The organism is Alsobacter sp. KACC 23698 (assembly GCF_045348435.1).
Lineage (GTDB): Bacteria > Pseudomonadota > Alphaproteobacteria > Rhizobiales > Beijerinckiaceae > Alsobacter.
Genome location: NZ_CP157484.1, coordinates 2972906 through 2990019, shown reverse-complemented (window position 1 = coordinate 2990019; position 17114 = coordinate 2972906). Strand labels below are relative to the sequence as shown.

The 17114-nt window shown below is 72.1% G+C and carries 17 protein-coding genes; 5 read left to right on the top strand and 12 right to left on the bottom strand.

The window, feature by feature from the left end; all coding sequences use genetic code 11:
• The first annotated feature begins 116 nt into the window (after positions 1-116).
• The gene (ldtR, locus tag ABEG18_RS14025; protein ID WP_406853669.1) at positions 117-629 is read left to right on the top strand and encodes a transcriptional regulator LdtR; all 513 of its coding nucleotides are present in this window, start codon (positions 117-119) and stop codon (positions 627-629) included.
• Between the two features lie 82 nt (positions 630-711).
• Here ldtR and ABEG18_RS14020 read toward each other — a convergent pair whose 3' ends face one another.
• Positions 712-987, bottom strand: a complete 276-nt coding sequence (locus ABEG18_RS14020) for a hypothetical protein (RefSeq protein WP_406853668.1) — start codon at positions 985-987, stop codon at positions 712-714.
• A 327-nt stretch (positions 988-1314) separates the two neighbouring features.
• Between ABEG18_RS14020 and ABEG18_RS14015 the strand changes: the two genes are divergently transcribed.
• A complete protein-coding gene (locus tag ABEG18_RS14015; RefSeq protein WP_406853667.1) occupies positions 1315-2586 on the top strand; it encodes a murein L,D-transpeptidase in 1272 nt (423 codons plus the stop codon).
• Between the two features lie 1136 nt (positions 2587-3722).
• Here ABEG18_RS14015 and ABEG18_RS14010 read toward each other — a convergent pair.
• The 3 genes from ABEG18_RS14010 to ABEG18_RS14000 are packed head-to-tail and all read right to left on the bottom strand — an operon-like array spanning position 3723 to position 7872.
• Positions 3723-5996: a molybdopterin cofactor-binding domain-containing protein gene (locus ABEG18_RS14010; protein WP_406853666.1), complete on the bottom strand. Its 2274-nt coding sequence runs from the start codon at positions 5994-5996 to the stop codon at positions 3723-3725.
• Positions 5996-6502, bottom strand: coding sequence for a (2Fe-2S)-binding protein (locus ABEG18_RS14005; RefSeq protein WP_406853665.1), 507 nt, complete (start codon positions 6500-6502; stop codon positions 5996-5998). The genes ABEG18_RS14010 and ABEG18_RS14005 overlap by 1 nt, the downstream gene beginning before the upstream one ends.
• Before the next feature lie 38 nt (positions 6503-6540).
• Positions 6541-7872 (bottom strand): c-type cytochrome, encoded by a 1332-nt coding sequence (locus ABEG18_RS14000; RefSeq protein ID WP_406853664.1) that lies wholly within the window; start codon positions 7870-7872, stop codon positions 6541-6543.
• A gap of 162 nt (positions 7873-8034) precedes the next feature.
• Here ABEG18_RS14000 and ABEG18_RS13995 point away from each other — a divergent pair, with 162 nt between their 5' ends.
• On the top strand, positions 8035-8271 hold the full coding sequence (locus ABEG18_RS13995) for a hypothetical protein (protein ID WP_406853663.1): 237 nt from the start codon (positions 8035-8037) through the stop codon (positions 8269-8271).
• Positions 8272-8361: 90 nt separating this feature from the next.
• Complete coding sequence (locus ABEG18_RS13990; RefSeq protein ID WP_406853662.1) at positions 8362-8700, top strand: hypothetical protein; 339 nt, start codon at positions 8362-8364, stop codon at positions 8698-8700.
• Between the two features lie 41 nt (positions 8701-8741).
• On the opposite strand, the gene ABEG18_RS13985 is transcribed toward ABEG18_RS13990, so the two are convergent.
• The 7 genes from ABEG18_RS13985 to ABEG18_RS13955 all read right to left on the bottom strand — a co-directional run bounded on the left by ABEG18_RS13985 (position 8742) and on the right by ABEG18_RS13955 (position 12734).
• Complete coding sequence (locus ABEG18_RS13985; protein ID WP_406853661.1) at positions 8742-9020, bottom strand: GNAT family N-acetyltransferase; 279 nt, start codon at positions 9018-9020, stop codon at positions 8742-8744.
• Between the two features lie 26 nt (positions 9021-9046).
• Complete coding sequence (locus tag ABEG18_RS13980) at positions 9047-9466, bottom strand: hypothetical protein (protein ID WP_406853660.1); 420 nt, start codon at positions 9464-9466, stop codon at positions 9047-9049.
• Between the two features lie 142 nt (positions 9467-9608).
• Positions 9609-9827 carry a hypothetical protein gene (locus ABEG18_RS13975; protein WP_406853659.1) on the bottom strand — a complete coding sequence of 73 codons (219 nt, stop codon included), beginning with the start codon at positions 9825-9827 and terminating at the stop codon, positions 9609-9611.
• An 86-nt stretch (positions 9828-9913) separates the two neighbouring features.
• Complete coding sequence (locus ABEG18_RS13970) at positions 9914-10354, bottom strand: cupin domain-containing protein (RefSeq protein ID WP_406853658.1); 441 nt, start codon at positions 10352-10354, stop codon at positions 9914-9916.
• A gap of 87 nt (positions 10355-10441) precedes the next feature.
• Entirely contained in the window at positions 10442-11386 is a 945-nt protein-coding gene (locus ABEG18_RS13965; RefSeq protein ID WP_406853657.1) for an alpha/beta hydrolase, read from the bottom strand.
• A gap of 141 nt (positions 11387-11527) precedes the next feature.
• Positions 11528-11719 carry a hypothetical protein gene (locus ABEG18_RS13960; RefSeq protein ID WP_406853656.1) on the bottom strand — a complete coding sequence of 64 codons (192 nt, stop codon included), beginning with the start codon at positions 11717-11719 and terminating at the stop codon, positions 11528-11530.
• A 91-nt stretch (positions 11720-11810) separates the two neighbouring features.
• Positions 11811-12734: an OmpA family protein gene (locus ABEG18_RS13955; protein ID WP_406853655.1), complete on the bottom strand. Its 924-nt coding sequence runs from the start codon at positions 12732-12734 to the stop codon at positions 11811-11813.
• A 2158-nt stretch (positions 12735-14892) separates the two neighbouring features.
• Between ABEG18_RS13955 and ABEG18_RS13950 the strand changes: the two genes are divergently transcribed.
• Complete coding sequence (locus tag ABEG18_RS13950) at positions 14893-16767, top strand: methyl-accepting chemotaxis protein (protein WP_406853654.1); 1875 nt, start codon at positions 14893-14895, stop codon at positions 16765-16767.
• A 101-nt stretch (positions 16768-16868) separates the two neighbouring features.
• On the opposite strand, the gene ABEG18_RS13945 is transcribed toward ABEG18_RS13950, so the two are convergent.
• Complete coding sequence (locus ABEG18_RS13945) at positions 16869-17105, bottom strand: hypothetical protein (protein WP_406853653.1); 237 nt, start codon at positions 17103-17105, stop codon at positions 16869-16871.
• Positions 17106-17114 lie beyond the last annotated feature (9 nt).

Below are 17114 nucleotides of genomic sequence, written 5' to 3'. Positions count from 1 at the left end.
AAGTTGTGAACACTCGATTCATCTCGTTGTTTAAACTGGCTTTCATCTGCTGAAGTTACTTTCGCTTTCAACGAGGCCGGGAAACGTCGGCCACAGGGAAAGCAGAGAGGCGGATTATGAAAGCGGCAATCAAGACCATCGACGTTCCCGAGACGTCTTCGGCTGCGCCGGACGTGCAGCCGCTCTACATCGAGGCTCTGACGCTGGTGGAGCGGCTGCATCGCCGCCTGCTGGACGTCATCAAGGACGAATTCGACCGGCGCGGCCGTTCGGACGTCAACAGCGTGCAGGCGCTGCTGCTCTACAATATCGGCGACAAGGAGCTGACGGCCGGCGAGCTGCGCACCCGCGGCTACTATCTCGGCTCGAACGTCTCCTACAACGTCAAGAAGCTGGTCGAGATGGGCTATCTGCACCACCAGCGCTCGCGGATCGACCGCCGCTCGGTGCGCATCAGCCTGACCGAGCAGGGCAGGGCGGTGCACGACATCGTCAAGGGCCTCTACGACAAGCATGTCCGCACGGTCGAGCAGATCGGCGGGATCTCGTCGGAGGAGTTCAAGCTGGTGAACACGGCCCTGGGGCGCCTGGAGCGCTTCTGGACCGACCATATCCGCTACCGGCTCTGACGCGCCGCCGCGCCGCGGCCGGTTCCATAGACGACAGAAAGGCCGGGGCGATCCCGGCCTTTCCTGCATTTTGGAGAACGCCTCAGGCGTGGCCGACGCGGCTCAGCGCCGCGATGCCGTCGCGCAGGGTCTTGGCTGTCGCCTGAAGCTTCTCGAGGGATTCCGCCGCCTCGGGGGCGGGCTGCTGCGCCGGGGCGCCGATCGTCCGCAGCGGCGCGCCGGACTGGGCGCGCAGATGCGGCGAGAGCCGCTCGATCAGGCGCTCGACCTGGGCGAGGCTGGCGTGCAGTTCGGCCATGATCACGTCTTCTTGAGACCTGAAGCCGCCGGCGAGTTGGGCCTGGTTGATGGTGAGCATGGGTGACCTCCGTGCGTGATGTTCGATAGGCCGCACTATCGCTCAGTCCAGGCTTCGCCTCGATCCGGTTCGACTACGCAGACCTCATGCGGGGCCTCAGTAGTCAGCGAAGGGCGCCGGCGCCGGCGCGGGTCCGTTGCCGATGAGACACAGGTCCCAGCGGCCTTCCCGAAACGGGGCGCGGTCGCCTTAAATTCGCCGGACTGCGGCACGCTTTTCAGCCCCGACCACATTGGCTGTTTCCAAGTGAAAACGGTTCGTTTACTGCGATCCTCCAAGGATCGCCTGTGACGTCCCCGATCACGCAACCTCAGTAGATCACGCATCATGACCTCATTCCGATCGATGTCCCGCCGCGAGTTCGCCCTGTCCGGTCTGGCGACCCTGGCCGTCGCATCCACGGGGGGCTTCTCGAGCGCCTTCGCGCAGAGCGCCGGGCAGGCCGAGTGGCGTCAGAACTACGACGCGGCCACCAGCCTCAAGGTCGTGCGCTCGACGACGCCGGTCCTGTCGCCGCTGACCCTGCAGGCGACCGAACAGACGATCGAAACCTATCGCCAGCTCGTCGCCCAGGGCGGCTTCCCGGCGATGCCGCAGGCCAACCTGAAGCTCGGCTCGAAGGGCCCAGCCGTGGTGGCGCTTCGCCGCCGCCTCGCCGCGTCCGCCGACCTGGACCAGAACGCCGGCGCATCGCCCGTGTTCGACAGCTTCGTGGAAGCCGGCGTGAAGCGTTTCCAGGAGCGCCACGGCCTGATGCCGACCGGCATCGTCAACGCCGCCACCGTGACGGCGATGAACGTTCCGGCCCAGCTGCGCCTGCGCCAGCTCGAGACCAATGTGGTGCGCCTGCGCAGCTACGCCGGCAATCTCGGCGGCCGCTTCGTGGTCGCCAACATCCCGGCCGCGCTGGTCGAGACGGTCGAGAACGGCCAGGTCATGACCCGCCACGCCGCCGGCGTCGGCAAGATCGACCGCCAGTCGCCGGTGATGACCACCCGCGCCACCGACATCAACTTCAACCCGTTCTGGACGGTGCCGGCGTCGATCATCCGCAAGGACCTCATCCCCAAGATGCAGGCCGACGCCAATTACCTCACCGAGAACAAGATCCGCATCATCAGCAAGGACGGGCAGGAGATTTCGCCCTCGCAGGTGAACTGGCGCTCGGACGAGGCGACCCACTACATGTTCCGGCAGGACCCGGGCGGGGACTTCAACTCGCTCGGCGTGGTGCGCATCAACATCGCCAATCCGTATGGCGTCTACATGCACGACACGCCCGCCAAGGGCATCTTCGGCGACGACTTCCGCTTCGTCTCATCGGGCTGCATGCGCGTGCAGAACGTCCGCGACTACATCACCTGGCTGCTCAAGGACACGCCCGGCTGGGGCCGCGAGCAGATCGACGCCGCCATCGAGGGCGGCCAGCGCGTCGACGCGCGCCTGGCCCAGCCGGTGCCGGTGTACTGGGTCTACATCACCGCCTGGGCGACCCCCGAGGGCCTCGTCCAGTTCCGCGACGACATCTACAACAAGGACGGCCTCGGCTCCGTCCCGGTCGCCTCCAACGCCGCCGTGCAGCAGGACGACGACCAGTAGGCCCATCGGGATCCGACGGTTGCGAGAGGGCGGCGCGATGGCGTCGCCCTTTTTCGTTGCAGCTCCCTCGCCCCGGAACCGGGAGAGGGGCGACGGGCATCCCTCATCCGACCTCGCTGCGCTCGGCACCCTCGGGTCAAGCCCAAGGGCGGCTCCGTCATCCCCGGCGGCGCGCAGCGCCGGGAAGGGGATCCAGGTGGGTTGGGACAAGGACGCCCTTCGCCCGGCTTTTCTGGATCCCCTTCCCGCGCCTGCGGCGCGCCGGGGATGACGGGTGGTGGGGTTTGCGCAAACTCCCCCTCGACTTTCGAGACGCCTGGGGCCGCAGCCGACTCCCTCGCTCCGGAGCGGGGGGAGGGGTCGCGCCGCTGGGCTGTTTCAAGTCTGACCCAAAAAGCTCTCCGTCATCCCCGGCGGCGCGCAGCGCCGGGAAGGGGATCCAGGTGGGTTGGGACGAGGACGCCCTTCGCCCGGCCTTTCTGGATCCCCTTCCCGCGCCTTCGGCGCGCCGGGGATGACGGGGGGTTTGGGGGAGGGCCGCAGTGCGCCCCCTCGCCCCGGAACGGGGAGAGGGCTGGGGTGAGGGGTGGCGGGTTACCCCTCATCCGGCCCTTCGGGCTGCGTTCTCCCCGTGCCGGGGAGAAGGGCACGCGCGTTTATCTCCGCGGCGTTTCGGCCCGGAGGGATGGGGTGGAGGGCGGCGCGGAGCGGCGTCGCTGGGGACCCCACGGCGAGTGGGGTGGGTAGAGTGGAAGCCGGGAGGCCGCCAGGCCCCGCCGCTCCGCGCGCGACGTTGGAGGATGAAAGGAAGATCCCGGGGCGCTTTCAGCCCCTTCGCGTTGTCGCTAGTCGGACCTTGTCTTCCGTCCGCCGCCTCGAACCGGGTGGTGAGCTCGGCTGTTGGCGGCCGCCGCCCCTGGTCCACGTCCTCACGCTGCAGACGCCCCTCGGTGGACCAGAGCGTGACCAGGGTTATAGGATTTTTTTCCGCTTGTCAACCGCCGTCGTCCCCGGGGGCATGAAGCGCCGGGGGATGAGGCGCCTCCTGCCCGGCCTCCTGGATCCCCTTCCCGCGCCTGCGGCGCGCCGGGGATGACGGGGGATGGGTGGAAGAACGCTCATTCCCACTCGCCGTCCTAGACGCCGATCGCGGACTTGATGCGGCCGGGCGTCATCGGCAGCTCGCGGCAGCGGACGCCGGTGGCGTCGGCGATGGCGTTGGCGATGGCGGCGGCGGCGGGGCCCTGGCTGGCTTCGCCCGTGCCCAGGAAGGGCTGGCCCGGCCGGTTGACGATGTGCACGTCGATTTTCTCCGGGGCGGCCGAGAAGCGCAGGATCGGATAGGTGCTCCAGTCCCGGCTGAGGATGCGGGTGCGGTCATAGGCGACCTCCTCGAGAAGGCTCCAGCTGGCCGACTGGATGACGCCGCCCTCGATCTGGTTGCGGATGCCGTCCGGGTTCACGGCCTCGCCGCTGTCGACCGCCGCGGTGACGCCGAGCAGCCGCACGCGGCCGGTCTCCCGCTCCACCGCGACCTCGACCGCGATGGCCGCGTAGGCGCCGAGATTCTTGTAGCGCGCGAAGGCGAAGCCTCGGCCCCGCCCGGCCTTCCGGGCGTCCAAGGCGAGGGGCTTCGACCAGCCGGCCTTGTCCGCCGCCAGGGCGATCACGTCGCGGGCGCGCGCGTCCTTGAGGTGCTTGAGCCGAAACGCGACCGGATCGGCGCCGGCCGCCGCCGCGAGCTCGTCCATGAAGCTCTCGATGGCGAAGACGTTGAGATAGGCGCCGAGCCCGCGCATGGCGGAGACGCGCAGCGGCATCTCGGGCACGAAACGGTGCAGGATGCGCTGGCTCGGCAGGTCGTAGAGCGGAATGGCGTTGCGGTCGCCGCCACCTTCCGGCTGCGGCAGGGGCTTGGGCGCGGCGGGGGCGAAGGGCTTCTCCAGGAGCTGGGCGGAGAGGAGCTGCCCGGCGCCGGGCGGGCGGGTCGAATGGGTGTTGCTGCGCACCTCGTAGCGCCAGTCGACGATGGCCCCCGAGGCGTCCAGCGCCGCCGAGGCGCGGCTCATCATGACGGGGCCGTAGGGCTCGAAGCGGTGCTCGTCCTCCCGCATGTACTGGACGCGGACGGGGCGGCCCGGCAGCGCCCGCGCCAGCAGGGCGGCGTCGGCGGCGGCGTCGTCCGCGCCGTTGTGGCCGTAGCAGCCCGACCCCTCCACATGGATGCAGCGGATCTTGTCCTCCGGCATCCCGAGCATCTCGGCCAGGGCGGCGCGCAGCGGGAACATGCCCTGCGCGTGGCTCCAGACCGTGAGGGCTCCGTCCTGCAGCTGAGCCACCGCGCAGGAGGGGCCGATCGACCCGTGCAGCTGGTAGTGGCGGCGATATTCCGCATCGACGGTGCGGACCGCCGCGGCGGGCGCGCCGCGTTTCTCGTGGATGACCGTGTCCTCCGAGCGCAGGCCCGCCAGCGTCTCGAACACCCGCTCGCGGGCCGGCAGGGAGGCCGTCTCCGTCCAGCGGGTCGCCGCCGCAAGGGCGCGCGCGGCCGTGACCGCCTGGAACTCGCGCTCCGCGACGACCGCCAGGTAGCGTCCGTCGCGCACCACCTTCAGGACGCCCGGCATGCGCTCCACCGCGGCCGTGTCCGCCTCGGCCAGCGCGGCCGCGGGGCTTGGCGGGCGCACCACCCGGCCATGCGCCATCCCGGGGAGCCGCAGGTCCTGCACATAGGCGGGTCCGCCCGCGACCTTGGCCGGGATGTCGACGCGCGGCAGCGAGCGGCCCATCACCCGGTGCTGGTCTTGCGGCTTCAGGCGTGACTGCGGCTGGGCGGCCGCGTGCAGCTCCTGGCCGGCGACAAGCTCGCCATAGCGGACGGAGCGGCCGTCCGGCGCCAGGATGCGCCCGTCCCGGGCCTGAAGCTCGCCGACGGCGAGCGCGAGCCGGGCCGCCGCGAGGCCGAGCAGGATCTCGCGCACTTGGGCGCTCGCATGCAGGATCGCCGTGCCGCTGTCCTGCATGGAGTGGCTGCCCGCCGTGAAGCCCTCATTGGCGGTGCGGGCCGTATCGGCGGTGACCAGCGTCAGCCTGGAGGGATCGACGTCGAGCTGCTCGGCTGCGATCTGGAGGAGGGCGGTCTTGATCCCCTGGCCGAGTTCGGCCTTGCCGGTGAACACTGTGACGGCGTCGTCCTCTCCGATCCTGATCCAGGCGTCGAGGCGCGGCTCCGCCTTGAGGCTGCCAGGAAGCGGCGCGGCCGGCGTCGGCGCCTTGCCCAGGTTCTGAAGCTCCTGGGGCGCCTGCGTCTCCTGCGACAGCGCCGATCGGCCGGACAGGCTGAAGGACAGCACGAGGGCGCCGCCTCCGGCGAGCACGGCGCGGCGGCTTGGGGCGGATGGAACGGTCATCACAGCGCTCCCTGCCTGGCGGGCGAAGCCTCGGCGGTGCGGCCGCCCGCCTTGGCCCCGAGGGCGGCGCGGCGCACGGCCGCCAGGATCCGCATATGGGTCCCGCAGCGGCACAGATTGGCGTCCATGTGTTCGCGGATCTGGGCTTCGGTGGGCGAGGGCGTCTTCAGCAGGAGCGCGTGGGCGCGCATGACCATGCCGGCGATGCAGTAGCCGCATTGGGCGGCCTGCTCGTCGATGAAGGCCTGCTGCAGCGGGCCGGGCGCCTCGGGCGAGCCCAGGCCCTCCACGGTGACGATGTCGCGCCCGGCCAGCAGGGACGCCGGCATGAGGCAGGAGAACACCGGCGCGCCATCGACCACCACCGTGCAGGCGCCGCACTGGCCGAGCCCGCAGCCGAATTTCGCGCCGTTGAGCTGCAGCTCGTCGCGCAGGACATAGAGGAGAGGCGTCCCGGGCTCGGCTTCGACGCGATGGGTCTTGCCGTTGATCCTGAGATCCACCATGAGGGTTTTCTCCCAACGCGTTCGTTTCGTTGTTCTCTTCAGTCGAGGGCTTTTTGCACTGCGCCGTCCACGGGGGCGGCGGGAACGGCCTGCGAGGGCTGTCCGCGGATCCGCCGGACGGCGGCCTCGACGTCCGGCCAGGGCGGCTGGTCGGTGAAGCGCGCCCGCAGATAGGCGGCGAGATCGGCGACCTGGGCCGGCGTCAGCGCGTCGGCGAAGCCCGGCATGAGGGGCCCTGCCGCGCCCTGGGGCGTCCTGATCCCGTGCAGCACCACCTGCAGGACGTTGTCGGGAACGGGCCCAAACAGCGAGGTGTGCTGCGCCAGGGACGGAACCGTGAAGGGCGTCTGCCCGCCCGTCGCGTGGCACTGGGCGCAGGCGCCCTGGTAGACGGCGCCGCCGCGCGCCAGGGCGGGATCCCTCGACCCGTCCGGCTCGGCGCGCGCCATCAGGCCGTCCCGCCGCGCCTTGTTGAGGGGCTGAGGCGGCCCCATGCGCTCCGCCACATAGGCGGCGATGGCGCGCACATCCGCCTCCGGCGCGCCGGCGAGGTTGGCGGTCACGGCCGCCATCGGGCCGACCGCGCCGCCATGGGCGGCGTCCCAGGAGCGCAGATAGGCGTAGAGGCCGTCGGCCGTCCAGGGCTCGGCCGACGGCGAGGTCTGGTTCAGGGGCGGCGCCCACCAGCCCTCCGCCACGCCGCCGTTGAAATGCGCCCTGGGGTCCTCGCCGCCGAACCGGGTCCGGGGCGTGTGACAGGCCCCGCAGTGGCCGAGCGCCTCGGCCAGATAGGCGCCGTGGTTCCACTGGTCCGATTTCGTCGGATCGGGACGGAAGCGCTTCCGGTCGAGATAGAGCCAGTTCCAGCCGATGACGATGGGGCGGAAGCCATAGGGAAAGCGCAGGCGGTTTTCGGGCGCGGTCGCCCGCACCGGGGTGCGGGTCATCAGGAAGGCGTAGAGGGCGTCGATGTCGCCGCCCGCCAGGCGCGTGTAGTGGCTGTACGGGAAGGCGGGGTAGAGACGCCGCCCCTCGCGGTCGACGCCCTCCCGCATGGCGCGGGCGAAGGCCTGCGCCGACCAGCGGCCGATGCCGGTGTCGGGATCCGGCGTGACGTTCGTTCCGTGGATGGTCCCGTAGGGCGTCTCCAGCGCGACGCCGCCCGCGTAAGGCCTGCCGTTCGGGGCGGTGTGGCAGCTGGCGCAATCGCCGATGGCGGCGAGTTCGGCGCCGCGCCGCACGGCTTCGGGCGCGAAGGAGGAGGCCGGGGGCGCGTCGGTCGGCTTCAGCGGGCGGGCCTGCAGGAAAGTGAGGCCCACGCCGACGACGGCCAGGACCAGCAGCAGGGCGACGAGGTGGCGGATGCGCATGCGAAGGCTCCGCCCGCGGCGGCTCGCGGGCTCGGGACTGTTCAACCGTCCGGCCGTCGCCGGGGTTCCGTCCCGGACTTGCGCCGGGGTTCCGTTCCAGGCGGGAACCAGGCGGGGCGGCGCTCATTGGCTCAGGACGATGCGATCACGCAGGAGGCGACCATGAGCGGACCACGCGACGACGGCGGCGCGCCCAAGCCCGGAGAGATGGGCGGAGCGCTGAACCAGAACAATCAGAGCGGCGCCGGCCAGAACGCCGAGAGCCCCGACGGCGAGACCCGGAAGGGGAAGCTCGCCCATCAGGGCCCGGTAGGCGGCGGCAAGGAGAACGCCGAGATGCGCCGGCGCGGCGCCGGCAAGGACACGGCCGACGAGCGCGTCGCGGGCGGGCGCGACTGAGCCGGGCCGGACAGAGGCGGCGGAGCGATCCGCCGCTTCGGGCGTTGAGCCGGGGACTGGGAGGCCGTCACGCCATCAGGAGACGCCACGATGTCGAACACGAGGCAGACTTCTTCGTTCATCGCCCTGGCCCAGGCCGCGGTTCTCGGCTGCGCGGCCGTGCTGGCGGCCGGATCGGCTCTCGCCCAGGACAGGGTCATGCCGGCCCCGTCGACGCAGTCGCCCCAGGCCGCCCAGGGCGGGACGCAGCAGAGCGGAAAGATGTCGGGGCAGAGCTCGGCGGGTTCGTCTACGGAAACGACGGGATCTGTCGCCGCCACGGGCGACACGCCCAAAGCGGGCCTCGACGCCGACTGCAAGGCGACGCTCGCCCAGCAGGGCAAGAAGGATCGGGCGGCTGTCGAGAAGTGCGGGCAGAAGGCCGAATAGGCGCGAGGCGGCGCGTCGCACGCGCGCCGCAGCCTTTTCGATCAGGCGACGAGGTCGCCGTATTCCGGATTGTCGGCGATGAAGCTGCGCACATAGGCGCAGGCCGGGATCACCGACTTGCCCGTGCTGCGGACCTCGTCGAGGACGCGCGAGACCAGTTCGGCCCCGACGCCGCGTCCCCTCAGGGTCCGGTCCACCTCCGTGTGGTAGATCGCGAGCCGGTCGCCGCGCTCCTCATAGAGGGCGTGGGCGACCGGGACGCCGTCCTGCGCGAGATCGAAGCGCCGGAGCGCATGGTCGTGGGTCAGCGCGTAAGTCATGCCGGACGCTTTAAACCTCCCGCGGCTCAATCGCAGACGCGGACGCGGCGGATGAACATCCTGCCCCAGGCGTCGTAGACGCGCTGGCGTTCGATGTAGCAGGTTCCGTAGCCGCCCACATAGGCCGGGGCGTAGCCGTAGCCATAGCCCGGGTAGCCATAGCCGTAGCCATAGGCCGGGGCCGCCAGGGCGCCCAGCGCCAGGCCGCCGACGAGGCCCGCCGCGACGGGCGCGCCCCAGCCTCCGCCCCGCCAGTAGCCGCCGCGATAACCCCAACCGCCGCCGCGATATCCCCAACCGCCGCCGCGCCAGGCTCCGCCATGGAAGCCGCCCGGACGGAATCCGGCCCCGCCGCCCCGCCAGGCGGCCTCGGCCGGGAGCGTGAACGCGGCGACCGCCGCGAGCGCGGACGCGGCCAGCACCAGTGTCTTCGTCGTCGTGACCATCGCGTGTCTCCTTCTGGAAACGATCGCGGCTTCAACTCCCGGGAATGCTTCATGTTCCGGCATGCGGTCGCGAGCGTCCTGGCGACGATGCTCGGCCTGAATTAAGGCGGGGCTTGGGCGGAGCCGGCAGCCGGAAGCGGGGCTAGGCGGCGGGCCTGACGGCCTGTCCGGCCGGCCCGTCGTCGTCCGGGCGGTCCTCCCGGCCGACGCATCGGGCGAGGCGCGCGGCCGCTTCGGCGGGGGGCATCCTGTCCACGAACCAGTCGCGCAGGACCAGGCGGTCGGCGTCGACGAGTGTCTTCTGGCCGTCGTGGCAATGAGCGGCGACGGCTTCCAGCCATTGCGTGAAGCAATTCTGCATCGTGCTGCTCCGCATTCTGCGACGCGCGAAGCGGAGCACCGAAGTCCGACGAAAGCGTGGCGCTGCGCTGCGAGATGAGCGCCTGCTCAGAAGCGCAGGCGGTCGAGCTCGGGCAGCAGGACGACGCTCTCCTGCTCGTTCGGATCCGTGCGCGAGATGATGGCGACGCAGGGCTCGGTCCCCGGGTTGTAGGGCAAATGCGGCACGTCGGCTGGAATGTAGAGATAGTCGCCTGCGCCGACCTCCATGTGGTGTTCGAGGTTGTCGCCGTAATACATCGCCGACTGGCCGCTCAGGACATAGAGCGCGGTCTCGTGCGACGCGTGCTTGTGGGCCTTGGCGCGGCCGCCCGGCGGGATGGTGACCATCTGCAGGTGGATGCCCTTCGACCCGACGGTCTCGGCCGAGACGCCGGGCTTGTAGGGGAGCGCCTGCTTGCCGGTGAACTCGGCGCCGGGGCGCACCTTGCGGCAGGTCGGGGCGGAGGCGGATGCGCCTGGGGCGGCTTTTGCATGGGATGCGGACATGGAACTCTCCTCAAGTCAGCATGAGGGGTCATGTCCGCCATTGAGCGCCGAGGCCGCGCGTTCGGCAAGCTTGGCCGGCGGGCTTCGCTACTCGCGGGCGAACTCTTCGCGCAGGAAGCCGCCGGCCGCCCGCGTCGCGGCGAGCGCGGCCGGGACGTCGCGGACCATGCGCATGAAGCCGTGCAGCACGCCGGGCCAGCTGTCCAGGCGGTAGCGGACGCCGGCGTCCGCGAGCCTCTGGGCCAGGATGAGCGTGTCGTCGGTCAGCGGATCGAGGCCGGCGCAGTTGAGGTAGAGCGGCGGCAGGCCGGCGAGATCGGCGTCGAGCGGCGCGGCGGCGGGGGGCGGCGCCGCGGCGGCCTCGCCCAGATAGTTGGCCCAGTACCACCGCATCCCGGCCGTGCCGAGCAGGTAGGAGCCGTCGCCGCAGCGCAGATGGCTCGGCGTGTCGAAGATCGGCGCGAAGCAGCCATAGAACAGCGCCGCCGTGCGGGGCAGGGGACGGCCGGCGGCCTTGCGGGCCACCATGGCGCCAAGCGCCAGATTGGCCCCGGCCGAGTCGCCCGCGACGGCGACCCGCGACGCGTCGGCGTGAACGCCGAGGCCGCCCTGCGCGATGAAGTCGAGCCCGGCCAGCACGTCGTCGAGCGGGGCCGGGAAGGGGTGCTCGGGGGCCAGCCGGTAGTCCAGCCCCAGCACGGCGCAGCCGGACGCGCCGGCGAGGTTCTGCATGAGCGCGTGGTGGGATTCGATGGAGCCGAAGGTCCAGCCTCCGCCATGAGCGTAGAGCACCACCGGCGCGGCGGGTTCGGGCGTCGGCCGGAAGAGCCGCGCCGGGATGGGTCCGCCCGGCCCCGGGACCGTGAGGTCGCGGATCTCGGCCATCTCGTAAGGAGAGAAGTTCAGCGGACGCTGCAGCGTCTCAAAGAGCGCGCGTCCCTCGGCCGGCGGCATCGTGCGGTAGTCCACGGCGGGCTGGGCGCGGGCGCGGACGAGGAAGGCCTGCGTGGCGGGATCGACATACAGCGTCATGGGCGGCGGCTCCGGAAGGACGAAGCGCGGGACCGGGCTGCCGCCCGGATCGTTTCGCGCCCGATTCGCATCGTTCGCCGGGGATCCTAGCGGGCCTCGGCGCCCCTTGCACGAGAAGGAGCGCGACGGGCCATGGCCGGCCTAGATGGTGGCCTTCTCGCCCGAGGTCAGGCGACGCCAGCCGTCATGGATCTGCGTGGCGACCGACTGGAAGCTGCGATTGGCCACCTCCCAGTTGACCATGTTCTGGCCGGGGGCGGCGCTGGAGTCATGCACATAGGCGACGCCGACGGCGAGCAGGAACCCCAGGATCATTCCGGTGAGCATACGCATGGCGCCTCCTCCTCGTGGGCGCGGGGACAATCGCGCGGCCCCGGTGAAGGTTCCGGGACCGCCCGCGGCGCGAGCGCCGCGGGCGAGCCTCTTACTGCTGCTGCCGCTGGGCGTTCTCGCCCGACAACAGCGGGGTGATGCGCCGCAAGGTGACCCGCCGGTTCTCGCGCGAGGGCGCCTGCGTGTTCACCTTGAGGTACTGCTCGCCATAGCCCTGCGTCGTCAGGTTCTCCGGCGGCACCGCGAAATCCCGCGTCAGGATTGCAGCCACCGACTGGGCGCGGCGGTCCGACAACGAGAGGTTGTCGACGTCCGAGCCGACCGCGTCGGTGTGGCCCTCCAGCAGGAACACCTCGCTCGGGTTCGCCCGCACCGCCTGGTTGACGGCCTGGGCGAGGGTGGCGAGCCGTTGCGCCTGGTCTGGGGGCACGGTCCACGAGCCGGTCTCGAAGTTGATCGTGTTCACGTCGACGCTGCGCATATGGGCGCGCAGATCCGGGCTGTAGCGCACTTCGTCGAGCGTATAGCGGCGCGGCACCGCGGCGACCGGCGGGGCCGTGATCGTCTCGTAGATCAGGCGCTCGTCGGCGATGTCGGCGTCGACCACATAGCGCTCGCGCGGGATGCGCAGCGGCGGGGGCGGGAGTTCGATCACCTCGTCCTCGAAGCTGCGCGGCGGCCCGCGCCAGCCATTGTCGATCAGCACAACCTCGCGGCCGTCCGGGCTCCGGCGGATGCGGCGCAGCAGCCGGCCGCTCTCGTCGGTGACCGTGATGACCTCCTCGCCGCCGCCGCGGTCGTAGATGGTCACCTGCTCGCCCTGGCGGCGCTCGGTGCGGACCGAGCCGCCCAGCTCGCGGAAGCGCTCGGTCTCGTCGTGGCGCAGGAACACGCGGTCGTTCTCGCCGCGATAGATGGTGCGGCCAGGCTCCTGGATGACGGTGACGCCGTCCTGCGTGACCTCGCGGCGGCGCTGGCGCACGTCGTCGAAATTGCGCGCGCCCTCGGACGCCATGTAGCCGCCGACGAAGCCGGCCGCAGCGCCGAGCGCCGCCGCGCCGGCCGGGCCGATGCCGCCCCGGCGCGGCGCGGCGGCGGAGGGCTGGCCCGGAATCTGTCCGGGACTCTGGCCCGGGACCTGTCCGGGCGCGAGCTGGGCCGGCGCGCCAGGCGGCGGTGCGAAGCCCGGCGCCTGCGTCTGGGCGGGGCCTCCGGGCGGGCGCCCGGCGGGCTGGCCGGCGACGGGGGGCTGACCCGGCTGCGGCGCGAGGCCCTGCGGGGCGGGAGGCGCTCCAGGGGCGGGCGGCTGGCCCGCAACGGGAGGCCGGCCTTGGCCCGGGATGGGCGGCTGTCCGGAGACCGCCGGCTGGCCGGGGACGGGCGGCTGTCCCGGCGCGGGCTGGCTTGAGGCGGGCTGTCCTGGAACCGGCTGTCCTGGGACCGGCTGCCCTGGGGCGGGCGGCTGTCCCGACAAGGCCGGCTGTCCTGGGGCGCCGGGCCTTCCCGCCGCTCCCGGCTGGCCTGGCGCGGCGCCAGGAATGCGGCCGGGCTGGACCTGGCGCGGCGTTCCTGGAGCCGGCGGCGCGCCGGGCGCGGGCGGCTGCGCCGCAGCCGGGGGCGGTGGCGGGGCGGCGCCGGGCGCCGGCGGAGCGCCGGGGACCGGAGGGGCGCCGGGGGCTGGGTTCACGGCCTGGGCCGGAGCGAGGCCGGGGCGCGGTCCGCCGGGTCGCAGCGCCGGCGAGCCGGGCGGCGCTGCGCGCGGCGCTTCGCCGAGGCCGGGCGCGGGGCGAGCGGGCGCGGCCCCGGGGGGCGCGGCGGCGGCGGGCGGCGGGGGAGGGGGCGGAGCCGCGGCGGCGGGCGGCCGAGGCGCGCCCGGAGGCGGGCCGCCGGGTCCCGGGCGTCCCGGAGCCGGCTGGCCCTCGACGCCGGGGGCCGGCCGCGGCGCGGTCTGCGCGGCGGGCGGGGGAGGAGGCGCGGCGCGCGGGGGCGCGGGAGGCGCGATCCCGGCGGGCGGCGGCGGAGGCGGGGCAGGCGCGCGCGGCGGGGCCGCCGGCGGAGCCGGCTGGCGCGGAGCGGCGGCCGGAGGGGGCGGCGGGGCGACAGGGGGCGGTGCGGGGCGCGGCGCGGCGGCCGGCGGGGGCGCGGGCGGAGCAGGCGGGCGCGGGGCCACGACCGGCGGCGGCGCGGCCGGAGGCTGCGGCCGCGGCGCGGCTCCAGGCGGCGGGCCCGGCGGAAGGCCGGGCGCGGCCTGGGGCGGCCGTGCGCCGGGACCGGGGCCTCCCGGACCAGGACCTCCGGGACCAGGACCTCCCGGACCCGGACCGCGCTGTCCCGGCCCGCCGGGCTGGCCCTGCGGTCCCCGGCGTGGAGGTCCTCCCTCGGCCGGCTCGGGCGGCTGCCCCTGGGCCAGCACGATCGGCAGGTCCGATGCGCCGCGCGTCGCCGCGGCGTCGGCCGCGGACCGGCGCGCCGCATCCGTGGACGCGAAAGCGGGCTGGCCAAGGAGCAGCGCCGGACCCATCACGCCGGCGAGCAGAAGGTCTCTTGTCTTTGTCATGATCTCGTCTTGCCGTTTCGGGGGCGCCAAGCTTTCAACCGAGAGCGACCCTCGTGTGGCCGGCTTGCGGCGAACATGGGGCGGCCCGGAGCGCGCATGAGGCGGCGCTTCTGGGGCGGCGCATCGGGGCGGCGCCTCTGGGGCAGGCGACGGCCGCCCACCCCAGCGCCGCTGGATCTTCTCCCGACATCCCTCGTGCGATGGCTGCGGCGCCGTGTTCGCGCGTCGGTCCGCCTCAGGCCCGCGACGCCCTGCTCACGGCAGCGTCACGAGCGTCGCGGCGACGCCGGCGGCCAGATACGCGAACACGAGCAGGCCCAATGTCCGTCTCACCAGCTTTCGCAGACGCATTGCGGTCAGTTCCGTCATGCCTCGCCTCCTACGGCTCTGCGGGACGCCCCCCGACCACGCAGGAGCCTACGCCTGGATGCGGCGCCGCAGCGTGCGGTGGCTCACACCACCCGTCAGTGGTGCGGCATCGCACCATCGCGGGCGGAAACTGACCGTGGGGGCTTGGCGAGCTACCGCCGGATAAGCAATCCAAGGTTGCATTAAGAGATGTTCCCTAGGGTCCGTCCGAGCCCGGCGCGGGGTCGGGCTCGCGGATCCCCTGTTCATGCGTCCAGGTTCTATCTGGTTGAGCTCCGTCGGCCTCGCGGCGGTCATCTGCGTCTGCGTGGGCGCTCATGTGTACGAATATGCGGCGCTGGCGCGGAAGGACGCGGAGGTCTACGCGACGAACATCGCGACGGTGACGGCGGCTGGCATCGAGCAGATCTTCGCCAATGTCGACAGCAACATCCAGGTGACGCGCAATATCTTCACCGAGATCAAGGACATCAATGCGTTCGAGTACAAGGTCTCGCGCTATGTCCATCCGGACCAGCATACGCTGCAGATCGCCATCCTGGATCGCAGCGGCTATCTGATCTATTCGTCGCGACCGGTCCAGGGCCAGTTCGACCTCAGCGACCGAGCCTATTTCCAGTTCCACGCCAATGTGGCCGACGACCGGCTCTATGTGAACTCGCCGGTGCCGAGCAAGCGCGAGGTCTGGAACGGCCAGTGGTTCATTCCGGTCAGCCGGCGCATCACCAATCCGGACGGCACTTTCGGCGGCGTCGTTGTGGCCACGCTGGACCCCTATTCCTTCTCCCGCGTCTTCGACGACATCGACATCGGTCACGACGGCGCGCTCACGATGCTGTCGGAATACGGGGCCGTGGTGTCTCGCCGGGGGCTGACCAAGGACACGATCGGCAAGTCCATGGCGGGCTCGCAGCTCCTGACCCTGGCGAGACGCAACGCCAAGGGCCTGCTCGACGGGGTGGACGAGATCGACGGCGTGCCGCGGCTGATGGCCTATCGGGCTCTCGGAACGTCGGGCCTGATGGTGGCGGTCGGGTTGTCGCATGACAGGGCCTTCGGGGCCGCGGATCGGCAGTTGAGCTTTGGGGTGGCGCTCGCCCTGCTGAGCTCCGCCCTCGTTCTGGGGCTCGGCGGGGCGGTCGCGCGCAGCCGCAAGAAGCTCTTCTCCAACCAGCGGCTGCTGGAGATCGCCGCCGCCTCCAACCACGCCAAGGACGCCGAGCTCACCGCGCTGCAGGCGCAGGAGACGCGGCTCAGGCGCGAGCTGGAGATCGCCACCGGGCTCGACGCCTTCGAGGAGCATGTGCGCAGCAGCACCTGCGAGATCACTTCGTCGATCGAGCGGCTCGGCTCGGCCTCCGCGCTGCTGTCCGCCCGGGCCGCGGACACGCGCCGGCACGCCGCCGAGGTGCTGGGCGTGTCGGGCCGGGCCTTGCAGCGGACCGAGCAGGTCGTCGAGATGGCGAGCGAGCTCGTCACGCTCAGCGAGCGCATTAGCGACAGCGCCGCCGCCAGCTCGGCGCTCGCCGAACGCTCGGTGGACAGCGCGCGCGAGACCGACATGGCCGTCAAGGACCTCGATGCGGCCGCGTCCGAGATCGACTTCGTGGCGAGCTTCATCTCGGGCGTGGCGCGCCAGACCAATCTGCTCGCCCTGAACGCGACCATCGAGGCCGCGAGGGCGGGCGAACGCGGCCGCGGATTCGCGGTCGTGGCCGGCGAGGTGAAGGCGCTCGCCGAGCAGACCAGCCAGGCGGCCCAGAAGATCGCGGTCCAGACCCAGGCCATCAAGCATGCGGGCGGGCGCACCTCGGCGGTGGTCCGGGCGGTGGTCCAGAGCATCCACGACGTGGCCGGGATCAGCCGGACCGTGGCGCTCGCCACGCAAGAGCAGGCCAGCTATTCGGCCGAGATCGAGCGCTCGATCGCCAAGGTCCAGGACGAGAACGAGAAGCTGGCGGGAGCCGCCGAGAGCCTGAACGGCGCGACCGGGGAGGCGGAGGCGGTGGTGGCGGCGGTGGTCGACGTGGCGGGCTCGCTGCGTGGCCACGCCGACCTGCTGAGATCGAGGAGCGAGACGGTCTCGGGCGCGCTGATGCGCGCTCCGGCCGCCGCGCGCTAGCGGGCAAGACGAAACCGGCGAAGCGCAGGCGCTTGCCGGTTTGTCCTTCGACCGTCATGGCGTCGGCCGGACCGTGGTCCGGGCGCCTCGTCAGGCCGCGATCACATGGCGCGGTGCATGCGCTTGCGGCTGTGCTTCATCGTCTTGTGGGAGCGCGTCATCTTGCGGCTGGAGCCGGTGGACATGTCCATGCCGGTGCGGGCCGAGGCGCCGGCGTCGCCCTGCATCATGCTGCGCGAGCCGGTCTGGCCGGGGGTGGAGGAGGTCGGCGACTGCGCCAGCGCGAGACCCGGGATGGCGATGGCGAGGCCGGCGGCGAGCATCATTGTCTTCATCATGGCGTTTCT

What these genes read in the sequence shown, in the direction of transcription:
- ABEG18_RS13960 (WP_406853656.1), bottom strand. Translation starts at nt 11,719, where the DNA reads ATGCGTATGCTCACCGGAATGATCCTGGGGTTCCTGCTCGCCGTCGGC.
- ABEG18_RS14015 (WP_406853667.1), top strand. Translation starts at nt 1,315, where the DNA reads ATGACCTCATTCCGATCGATGTCCCGCCGCGAGTTCGCCCTGTCCGGT.
- ABEG18_RS13975 (WP_406853659.1), bottom strand. Translation starts at nt 9,827, where the DNA reads ATGCAGAATTGCTTCACGCAATGGCTGGAAGCCGTCGCCGCTCATTGC.
- ABEG18_RS13955 (WP_406853655.1), bottom strand. Translation starts at nt 12,734, where the DNA reads ATGGCGTCCGAGGGCGCGCGCAATTTCGACGACGTGCGCCAGCGCCGC.
- ABEG18_RS14005 (WP_406853665.1), bottom strand. Translation starts at nt 6,502, where the DNA reads ATGGTGGATCTCAGGATCAACGGCAAGACCCATCGCGTCGAAGCCGAG.
- ABEG18_RS14000 (WP_406853664.1), bottom strand. Translation starts at nt 7,872, where the DNA reads ATGCGCATCCGCCACCTCGTCGCCCTGCTGCTGGTCCTGGCCGTCGTC.
- ABEG18_RS14010 (WP_406853666.1), bottom strand. Translation starts at nt 5,996, where the DNA reads ATGACCGTTCCATCCGCCCCAAGCCGCCGCGCCGTGCTCGCCGGAGGC.
- ABEG18_RS13965 (WP_406853657.1), bottom strand. Translation starts at nt 11,386, where the DNA reads ATGACGCTGTATGTCGATCCCGCCACGCAGGCCTTCCTCGTCCGCGCC.
- ABEG18_RS13995 (WP_406853663.1), top strand. Translation starts at nt 8,035, where the DNA reads ATGAGCGGACCACGCGACGACGGCGGCGCGCCCAAGCCCGGAGAGATG.
- ldtR (WP_406853669.1), top strand. Translation starts at nt 117, where the DNA reads ATGAAAGCGGCAATCAAGACCATCGACGTTCCCGAGACGTCTTCGGCT.
- ABEG18_RS13970 (WP_406853658.1), bottom strand. Translation starts at nt 10,354, where the DNA reads ATGTCCGCATCCCATGCAAAAGCCGCCCCAGGCGCATCCGCCTCCGCC.
- ABEG18_RS13945 (WP_406853653.1), bottom strand. Translation starts at nt 17,105, where the DNA reads ATGATGAAGACAATGATGCTCGCCGCCGGCCTCGCCATCGCCATCCCG.
- ABEG18_RS14020 (WP_406853668.1), bottom strand. Translation starts at nt 987, where the DNA reads ATGCTCACCATCAACCAGGCCCAACTCGCCGGCGGCTTCAGGTCTCAA.
- ABEG18_RS13950 (WP_406853654.1), top strand. Translation starts at nt 14,893, where the DNA reads ATGCGTCCAGGTTCTATCTGGTTGAGCTCCGTCGGCCTCGCGGCGGTC.
- ABEG18_RS13985 (WP_406853661.1), bottom strand. Translation starts at nt 9,020, where the DNA reads ATGACTTACGCGCTGACCCACGACCATGCGCTCCGGCGCTTCGATCTC.
- ABEG18_RS13980 (WP_406853660.1), bottom strand. Translation starts at nt 9,466, where the DNA reads ATGGTCACGACGACGAAGACACTGGTGCTGGCCGCGTCCGCGCTCGCG.
- ABEG18_RS13990 (WP_406853662.1), top strand. Translation starts at nt 8,362, where the DNA reads ATGTCGAACACGAGGCAGACTTCTTCGTTCATCGCCCTGGCCCAGGCC.